General features: G+C 61.5%; 5 protein-coding genes. 2 read left to right on the forward strand and 3 right to left on the reverse strand.

What is annotated here, in order from left to right:
* Positions 1–15 precede the first annotated feature (15 nt).
* Together G3480_RS16795 and G3480_RS16800 are read right to left on the reverse strand one after the other, a co-directional pair.
* On the reverse strand, positions 16–3,177 hold the full coding sequence (locus G3480_RS16795) for an SUMF1/EgtB/PvdO family nonheme iron enzyme (RefSeq protein ID WP_164655042.1): 3,162 nt from the start codon (positions 3,175–3,177) through the stop codon (positions 16–18).
* 262 nt (positions 3,178–3,439) lie between these two features.
* Positions 3,440–4,567 (reverse strand): calcium:cation antiporter, encoded by a 1,128-nt coding sequence (locus G3480_RS16800; protein WP_164655043.1) that lies wholly within the window; start codon positions 4,565–4,567, stop codon positions 3,440–3,442.
* Between the two features lie 133 nt (positions 4,568–4,700).
* Between G3480_RS16800 and G3480_RS16805 the strand changes: the two genes are divergently transcribed.
* Together G3480_RS16805 and G3480_RS16810 are read left to right on the forward strand one after the other, a co-directional pair.
* Positions 4,701–4,970, forward strand: a complete 270-nt coding sequence (locus G3480_RS16805) for a hypothetical protein (RefSeq protein WP_164655044.1) — start codon at positions 4,701–4,703, stop codon at positions 4,968–4,970.
* A 192-nt stretch (positions 4,971–5,162) separates the two neighbouring features.
* A complete protein-coding gene (locus tag G3480_RS16810; protein WP_164655045.1) occupies positions 5,163–5,762 on the forward strand; it encodes a Uma2 family endonuclease in 600 nt (199 codons plus the stop codon).
* A gap of 683 nt (positions 5,763–6,445) precedes the next feature.
* Here the strand turns inward: G3480_RS16810 and G3480_RS16815 are convergent.
* A complete protein-coding gene (locus G3480_RS16815) occupies positions 6,446–7,351 on the reverse strand; it encodes a choice-of-anchor A family protein (protein ID WP_164655046.1) in 906 nt (301 codons plus the stop codon).
* Positions 7,352–7,810: the final 459 nt, after the last annotated feature.

Below are 7,810 nucleotides of genomic sequence, written 5' to 3' on the forward strand. Positions count from 1 at the left end.
TGGCCGGGTGTCGGCTCAGTCCTGCCCCGCTGTCTTGGGCATGTCGTGCGCGAGTCTGAAGCCCACGAAGCTGTAGCGGGTCTCGGGAAAGTTGCGGTTGCGATAGGCGGAGCGGATGAGGGCAGGTCCGCTGTTCCACGCCCCGCCGCGCATGACGCGCGGGGCGTCGATGCTGCGCGGCGCGCACAGCAGCTCGGTGCCGCCATAGCCAGGGTCGTATTCGGAACAGGTCCACTCCCAGACGTTGCCGAGCGTGTCGAATAGGCCCCAAGGATTGGGGCGGAAACTGCCGACGGGCGCGACCCATTCGTAGCCGTCGCCGCAGGGGAAACCTTGCTCCCACCCGGCCTTCAAGTCGGCCGTGTTGGAGTAGTCGCAGGCTTGCTCCCCGGCGCCATTCCCCCAGAAACGGGCCTGGGCGGTGCCTGCTCGCGCCGCGAGTTCCCATTCGGCCTCCGTGGGCAGACGGAAGGCGTGCGCGGTCTCTTCATTGAGCCACTTGATGTAGGCATCCGCGTCATGCCAGCTGACGCAAGTGACGGGGTCATCATCGGCGGACGGCCGGTACTTGTTCGGTTTGCGCCAGCTTGCCCAGGTCCTGGTTTTCCAGGAATCCGACTGGTCGTCGCGGTCCAGGGCCTCGCAGCCGTTCATGTCGCCGACGCCGCGCTCTGCGTCCGTACGGTAGCCTGTCGCCTTCACGAAGCGCGCGAACTCCTGCACGCTCACCTCGAAGCGTCCCAGCTGGAAGTCTTGGACGCAGGCGTCGTGCTGGCGCTCGTCGGACTCGCGCCCTTGCTCCGAATCCGGACTGCCCATGGCGAAGCAACCGCCCGGTATCTCGACCATCGCGGGGAAGAAATCCCGATGTCGCTGCAGATCCTCCTGCAAGGCGGTGAGACCCTCGTGGTCGGGGTCGATCTTGAGTAGCTGCGCGAGGCCGGCCTCAGCCTCCGCTAGGCGATAGTCGTCCAATAGCGGGGGGATTAGCTCGGCGACCCGGTCGCCGATGGCATGGATGGCGGCGAGCGCCTTCGGGTTCGCTGGCTCCAGTGAGAGCACCCCGCCGTAACAGGTCTTTGCCTCCAGGCTGCTCGCGATCGTCGTCTGGTCCTGGGGGAATTGGGCGGCGCAGTCCGCGAGCTGCTTGGCGATCTGCTCCGCGAGTCTCTGGTGGTCGCGAATGCGCTCGCGCAGCGCGAGCAGACCGCTGTGGTCCGGCATGATCTGCAGTCCTTCCTCGACCAATGTACGACTGGTATCCAGGTCGCCCTCATCGAACGCCTTGAGGGCACGGTTCAGGCGCTCATCCGCTTGGCGCTCGGTCTCGGCGCTCTGCGCCGCGCGGATCTCTGCCTCCAGCGCCTTGAGCCCTTGGTCGTCGGGATAAAGCGCGAGCCCTTCCGCGGTCAGCCTTTGGGCCTGCGAGAAGTTGCCGTTGGCGAGCTGAGCCTTGGCCTTTTCGATGCGCGCGGCGATATCGCGCTCCCGCTCGCGGTCGAGCTGGCGCTGCACCGACGCTTGCAGGTCCAGCAGCTTGGCGTTATCGGGATGCACGGTGAGCGCGGCCTGGATCGCACCCTTGGCCGCGTCGAGTCGCTTCGCCGCGATGAGGTCCGTGATGCGGCGCAGGGTCTCGTCGAGATCCTGCATCTTCTTCGAGCGATCTGCGATCTCGTCGCGCAGCGCGGCCAAGTCGGGCGATTGCGGGGTCAGTGTCAGCCCCTGCTCGACAAGCCGCCTGGCCTCGTCCAAGCGATCGGCCTCCAGCGCCGTGCGGGCGCGCGCCAGCAGCTCTGCGGCCTGCCGCGCCCTGCGCTCGGCGATCTCCTTGTCGAGGGTGTCTTTGAGTGCGAGCAGCCCTGGGTGCTCTGGCGCGATGCCGAGCCCTTCCATGACCTTGCTCAAGCCTTCGTCCAGACGGTTCTCGCGGCGCAGCGCGCGCGCCTCCGCGAGTCGCTTGTTGGCCTCGATGTCCCGCTCGATCAGGGATTTGAGCTTGATCAGCCGAGTGTCGTCCGGCGTGATCGCGAGCCCGAGCCGGATGACGTTCAGGCTGGCGTCGACCTTGGATTCGAGGAAATGCTGGATCGCGAGGTCCTCGTACTGGACGACCGTCTCGGGTCGATTCGCCTGGGCTTGCGGGAGCTGATCCAAGATGGCGCGGCGCGTCTGATCGTCGTTTTGTATCAGATAGATCGCCACGGTCATGCCCAGGGCCGCGAGCAGGCCGAGGATGCCGAATAGGCGCCATCGGCTCGGGCGCTCGGGCTGGCTGCGCTGTTGCGTCCGCGCCTGGGTAGGGGGTTCGGTGGAAGCGCCCTGACGTCGCCTTGGTAGGACGCGGGTGGCATCGTCCTCGGCGATCGGCGAGGTGGTCGTGCTCTCCAACTCCTCCAATGCGCGGATCAGCTGACCGGCGCTGTCGAACCTGTCCTCGGGCTTCTTGGCAATGAGTCGGTCGAGGATCGACTGGTAAGGCTCGAGCCCATGCGGCAGACGCGGGATGGGGTCGTTGCAGTGCTTCATCGCGAGGCTGACCACGTCGTCCGCCTCATAGGGCAGCTCATGGGTCAGCATCTCGTAGAAGACGACGCCCAGGGAGTAGAGGTCGGAGCGGGCGTCGAGCGCTTGTCCGGTGCTCTGCTCCGGGCTCATGTAGCGCGGACTGCCGATCACCATGCCGTAGCTGGTGAGCTGCATGGAATCGGGGTCGCGCGTTACGGCGCGTGCGATGCCGAAGTCGGTCAGGACGGGGGTGCCGTCACTGCGAAAGAGGATGTTCTGCGGCTTGACGTCACGGTGGATGACCCCCCGCGCATGCGCGACCGCTAGGGCCTCCGCGATCTTCTTGGCGATGCTGATGACGCGGGAGGGCGGCATCCCGCGCTTGATCTCGTCTGCCAGGGTTCCGCCCGGCAGATGCTCCATCGAGAAGTAGTGATAGCCCTCGCTCGAGTCGAAATCGTAGATGGTGACGATTTGTGGGTGCTGGAGCTGGGCGATGATCTGCCCTTCCTTGACGAAGCGCGAGGTGAAGTCGCCGCCGGTCATGGCGATGGGCTTCATCACCTTGAGGGCGACATCGCGGGTCAGACGATCCTGGCGGGCCAGATACACCGTGGCCATGCCGCCGCTGCCGAGCTCGCGAATGATGGTGTAGCCGGGGATCTTCACTGATGCGCTGCGTCCAGGGGGATGGCGTGAAGGCAGAGAGATTCGTCAACTGCATCCTAGCCATGGGCACCTGGCGGGGCAACCGCCTATGACGGCCTGGCGTTCCGCATCATAGCCGCCGACAGCGATGCTCGCAGCCATCCGCGATTGGCTTGACTGGCTGGAGCGCGGGTACGCCTTTGGTTCATCTCGGAGGCACGGGTGGTGCAACCGCATGGAGCCCCAGCCGCCCCGCGTCAGATCCGGGAGGAAGGCTTTCGCGTCAGGGTGCGAACACCAACATCAGATACGCAAGGAAGAGCGTCAGATGCACGACCCCCTGCAGCAGATTCGTGCGCGGAGCACTGAAGGTGACCAGGGTCACCAACAGCGTCACGACGAGCATGAGGATGTCCGCGTCTTGTAGCCCGAGTTCAACGGGACCACCGGTGACCAGGCTGATGGCCAGGACCGCGGGCACGGTGAGTCCGATGGTCGCCATCACTGAGCCGAGGAAGATATTGACCGCACGCTGAAGCCGATTGGCCAGGGCGGCACGGATGGCCCCGACCGCCTCGGGCGTGAGCACCAGCGCGGCGACGATGAAACCGCCGAGCGCCGCCGGTAGCGCGAGTTCCTCGATCCCGTAATCGATCGGCACCGCGAGCTTCTTCGCGAGCAGCACCACGGGGATCAGATAAGCAAGCAGGAAAACGCTGTGAAAGGGCACCGAGCGTGGCGTCAGTGCGCCGTGGCTCGCGGGGTCCGCGTCCAGCTTTTCCGTCTTGGCCTTATCGTCGGTGAAATAGTCCCGGTGACGCTGGGTCTGAATCGCGAGGAAGGTGCCGTAGAGCGCGACGCAGATGACGATGAGAAACGCCGACTGGAAGCCGGTCAGGGTCGGCGTCGACGTCGATACCGTCAGATCCGGCAGCAGCATGGTGAGCATGGCCAGCGGGATGATGACGGACAGGTAGGCATTGGCGCCCTGCAGGTTGAAATACTGCTCATGATGGCGCAGCGCGCCGATCAGCAGGGTCAGGCCCACCATCCCGTTGAGGACGATCATGACCACGGCGAACATGGTGTCGCGTGCCAGGGTAGGATTGTTGCTGCCGTTGAGCATGAGCGCGGCGATCATCAGCACTTCGATGGAGATCACCGACAGGGTCAGGATCAGGGTGCCGTAGGGTTCGCCCAGCCTGATCGCCAGACAGTCCGCATGATGGACCACCTTGAGCGCGGCCCAGAGGATGACTGAGAACAGCCAGGCGAACATCAGCGCGAGCCAAAGCGGGTTGCTCAGGTCGGACAGCCAACCCTTGCCGAAGACCAGAAAGGCGAGCGTGGTCGCGATGACGAGGGCCAGTGGGGCCTCCGCGCGCAATGTCTTGATGCTGTCATGGATCATGGCGCGTCTCGGTGATGTTGAGGGGCCTTGCGGTTATCTGGTTGGAGTCGGAGGTGCTGCAATCACGAGACGGGCGATGAGGTCGTTCAGATCGTCTCGGCCCGAAAAGCGACGCCGCTCAAGCGGACAATATATGAGCAAGATGGCCGATGAACAGCGTCAGGAGTTGCAGCCTTTTGGTCAACTGCCCGGCCATCAGATCGACGCGCGCGATCTTGCCGAGGTCGGCGATTTTTCGGGTGCCGTTCAAGGACGCTTCTACCGGCCGATCGAGATGCAGGTGCGGCTTCGGATTGATGCCGACCTGCTCAGCTCGCGTGGCTCAGTGCACAGGATGGGAAAGATCAGACCCGGATCGACACGGCCTTGGGGGACTGTGTTGACGAGCACCGCCGGCAGCTAAGAAAGTGTACATCAACAACTTCCCCCCTTTCGCAAAGGGGGGCGAGGGGGGGATTTCGGGTGGCATCGCTCGCATCGGGAAACAATTGATGGGCACTTTCTAAATGGTGACCTCGTGACTCTGTCCCCGTGACCCGCCCGAGGCTCGGCTGCGCCTGCGTCTATACTTGCGGGATCCTTTCAGGAGTCGCTCATGTCCACACAGCCCAAGCCCTATTTCAGCTTCGAGGACTATCTCGCTGCAGAGCGCGAGTGCGTCGACGAGAAGCACGAGTACCTCGACGGTCAGGTCTTCGCCATGACCGGCGCATCCTTCAATCACAATCTGATCAACGTCAATGTCGCTAGCGAGCTTCGCCAGCAACTCAAGTCCCGCCCTTGCACCGTCCTCGTCAATGACATGCGCCTCCGCATCGATGCCGCGGACGCCTGCACCTATCCCGACGTGCTCGTCCTATGCGGCGAACCGAGTTTCCACGACCACCGCAAGGACGTGCTCACCAAGGCAAGCCTGCTGATCGAGGTCCTGTCACCCTCGACCGAGGGATACGACCGTGGCGGCAAGTTCGCGGTCTATCGGGGTCTCCCAGAGTTCGCGCAATACGTGCTCATCGCCCAAGACTGCTTTTCAGTCGACGTCTTCACCCGCCAATCGGACGGTCGCTGGCTCCTCGAAGCACACACGGATCCGAACGCATCCATCCGCCTCGACGCGATCGACTGCAACCTTCGGCTGAATGACATCTACGACAAGGTGCGCTTCGATTTGGTTGAAGCCGAGCCCGACCGATAAGCTCAGAAAGTGTCCGTCAACAACCTCCCCCCTTTCGCAAAGGGGGAGGGGGGATTGCGGGCGGCATCGCTCGCATCGGGAAACAATTGATGGGCAACTTCTTAACGAGGAAAGCCAGACCGCAAAAGGCACGAGAGACTTCAACGCGTTGCGATTTGGTAGCCAGCGGAAGGGTTGGACGTAATGCACGAGTTCATGTTCGGAAACCTAGCAGGCCAGCGTCCGCAACTCCTGCCCATGCTAGCGAAAGAGACCCTGCGATTCGTTGCGATAGGTTCGCCAGGTTGACCGTGAAGAAATACGTCGCCCCGCCGATCAATGCGCCGCGATAGCCCATGTTGCCGGGCTATCCGATTCAGCGGTGTGGTTCACATCATGACTGCCTCATCGTTGGTGCCAAGGCTATCGCGGCGTCCATCATCGTTTCAGCCAGTCGTCTTCCGGGTGGGCAAGCGCAGCGCAGTCCACCAACGCCGACGCGGGATTCGGTGGACTTCGCGCTCGCTCGTCCACCCTACCGGCCCAACTGATGATCAAGGCCGCTATCGCTTACCAGTTTGTGCAGGTTGGGGGGGCGCTCCCGCTCACCCCAACCCACGCGGGCTGCCACTCTCTCGCAAGACTTTCTCACCAAGCGTCGCGCTTTGCCTTTTGGTCGGAATGATGATTAAGTCCGCAGAACCTTAAGACGAACGCCTTTTTCTTGCGATGCCGCCAATCATGCCTAATGCGGAGCCGAATAACCAAGCGGCTGCAGGTAACGGTACGGCGGTTGGTAGATTTCCTTCAAATGAAACATCGTGTAACTCAATGTTGCCGTCAAACGATTTCGCGATCAATTGACCGTCTAAGGCGCCATTACCGCCGGTCACGTCGGCAAAGGGGGCGAACACGGTGCCAAATGGGTTCTTGCTACCGTCCAGAGTCAATGTTGTGGCGTCGCTAAAGTTATAAATGACGTGAGCGGCATCAACACCTGCTAAAGTTACCTGGCCGTTTTGGAAAATCTGCCCAGAACCCGTGATGTTGATCAAAACGGTCGAACCGGAAGCGGCATTAATAAAGACGCTGTTGGTGCCGGTCAAATCATTACCATCAACCGAGAAAATACTCAGACTCGAATCGGTTCCGTTCAAGGTAAGACTGCCAGACTCAACACTGGTTGAACCGTTGGCAGCTAATGCCCCCCAGCTAGTGGATAGGCGTTGATATTGGCTTTCCGCAGCAGTGAAATCCACCAATTTTTGCGACTGAACACCGCCTCTAGCAGTAAAGCTATTCAAGTTAGTGGCGCCGCCGGCATAAATAGTGCCGTTTTGGCCATCGCCGACCCCGCCATTCGTTGCCGTTACAGTACCGCCTGCCACTAAGCGGGCAGAACTGCCGGAAATACTGGATGCCACGCTATAATTTTGCAGGTTCACATCACCGCCTGCTGCCAAATTACCTTCCGTATCACTATTGGCACTGGTGAAGTTGCCAAAAACAAAAGCATTGTAAGCGGAGGCCGGGCCGACGAATGCGGCCTGTGCGCAATTGACGGCGGATCCAAACAATAACGCAGTAAGAAGAGTCTTGGTAAGACGCATTATTTTCACTTAGGTTTGCTGAATAAAGGGATGAGGGATCAGAAGTTCGACCGTTCCGCGAACCGCCCACGCGTCGATAGAGCGCAGGATAGCCATAGCTTTCCCACAATTCGAATCGACCAGCCCGCTCAAGCACGTGTAGACGCGGTTTTCGCTCGCGCGAAGCGAGCGACTCTTGGCGCCAAGGCTACGTCTCAAGGGCTTAGGGTGCCATACACGATATCGTACCCTAAGACGCTAAGACGTGGAGAAAGATCTCGACGATTTTCAGACGGCGAGCAAGGATTAGGGTCAGGTCTCGCCCTATAGTGGACCCCGAAAATTGGACACGGATTTAAGTTATCGCCTCGCACATTAACGAGGAGAGCGACAGTGACAGAGAGGAATCGTAAGACCTTTTCGGCGAGCTTCAAGGCGAAGGTGGGGCTTGAGGCGATTCGTGGGGTCAAGACGACCAAC

Origin of the sequence: Thiorhodococcus mannitoliphagus, assembly GCF_010915725.1 — a bacterium.
GTDB lineage: Bacteria > Pseudomonadota > Gammaproteobacteria > Chromatiales > Chromatiaceae > Thiorhodococcus > Thiorhodococcus mannitoliphagus.